The 1,226-nt window shown below is 58.6% G+C and carries 2 protein-coding genes; both read left to right on the forward strand.

All coding sequences use genetic code 11. The features are described 5' to 3' along the window. Positions 1 to 55: 55 nt before the first annotated feature. Positions 56 to 565, forward strand: a complete 510-nt coding sequence (locus DFG60_RS13555) for a helix-turn-helix domain-containing protein (RefSeq protein ID WP_114572298.1) — start codon at positions 56 to 58, stop codon at positions 563 to 565. Beyond that, positions 562 to 1,226 (forward strand): IS3 family transposase (locus tag DFG60_RS13560; RefSeq protein ID WP_114571790.1); only part of this gene is annotated, 665 nt, incomplete at its 3' end. The genes DFG60_RS13555 and DFG60_RS13560, both read left to right, overlap by 4 nt.

Genomic DNA, 1,226 nt, shown 5'->3' on the forward strand with positions numbered 1-1,226 from the left:
TGAACTGCCCCATAAAAGTTGGACATGAAAATCCAACTTTTATGGGGTGTTTTTTATGGCCAAACATACGAAGGCGTTCAAAATACAGATCGCCGAGCGCTATCTGATGGGACGAGACGGGTACGAGGCGTTAGGAAAAGAGTTCGGGTTGGCCCATGGACAGGTCCGTAATTGGGCGCGTCTCTATGAGCGTTGGGGGGAGGCGATCTTCGATCGTTCCTATACAGCCCACTCGCCGGCGTTTAAACTGGAGGTACTAAACGACATGGCGACCAACGGGCTGTCCTGCATCGATGCGGCCCTGAAATACCGTCTTTCCTCCCCGGGCATGATCTCCAGATGGCGATCTGCTTACGAACGGGAAGGGATCGAGGGGCTGGCCGCCAGACCGAAAGGACGTGCCCCGATGGCGAGACGCAAGAAGAAGGACCCTGAAGAGATGACGGAGGTCGAGAAGCTCAAGGAACGGGTGGAGTACCTCGAGATGGAGAACGCCGCGTTAAAAAAATTGAGAGCCTTGGTTCAAGAAGAGAATGCGCGACGAACCGGATCAAGGCGCAAGTGATCGAGGAGTTGCGGGCGACCTATCCCGTCCCGGGACTCCTTCGCGTGCTCGGTATGGCCCGGAGCGTCTATTACTATTGGCGGACGCGCCTGACGGCCGAGGACAAGTATGCGGAGGTGAAGGCGGCCATCCATGCCCTCTTCCACGAACACGAGGGACGATGTGGCTATCGTCGCATCCACGCGCTCCTCGAGCGCCAAGGCTTCCGACACGACCCGAAGACCGTGCGCCGCCTCATGGGTGAGCTCGGCCTCAAGTGCCTCGTCCGCATGAAGCGATACCGCTCCTACAAGGGGCGGGTCGGGGAGGTCGCGCCGAACCTTCTCCAACGGGACTTCAAGGCCTCCGGCCTGAACCAGAAATGGGTGACTGACGTCACCGAGTTCCACCTCTTCGGGGAGAAGCTCTACCTCTCGCCGATGATGGACCTGGGGAACCGGGAGATCATCGCCTATACCGTGTCGGACCGCCCCACCTATCATTTCGTCGGCGAGATGTTGGACCAGGCGATCGGGAGGCTCGACGGGCAGGCACGGCCGATTCTTCACTCCGATCAAGGTTGGCATTATCAATACCGGCCATTCATCGGTACGCTCCGGGAGCACGGCATCACTCAAAGTATGTCCCGTAAGGGCAACTGTCTCGACAACGCAGCCATCGA

The sequence above is a fragment of the Exiguobacterium flavidum genome (genome assembly GCF_003344535.1).
Taxonomy (GTDB): domain Bacteria; phylum Bacillota; class Bacilli; order Exiguobacteriales; family Exiguobacteriaceae; genus Exiguobacterium_A; species Exiguobacterium_A flavidum.

Bases quoted from the DNA above. Each gene is read 5' to 3' on its own strand.
- DFG60_RS13555 (WP_114572298.1), top strand. From the start codon at position 56: ATGGCCAAACATACGAAGGCGTTCAAAATACAGATCGCCGAGCGCTAT.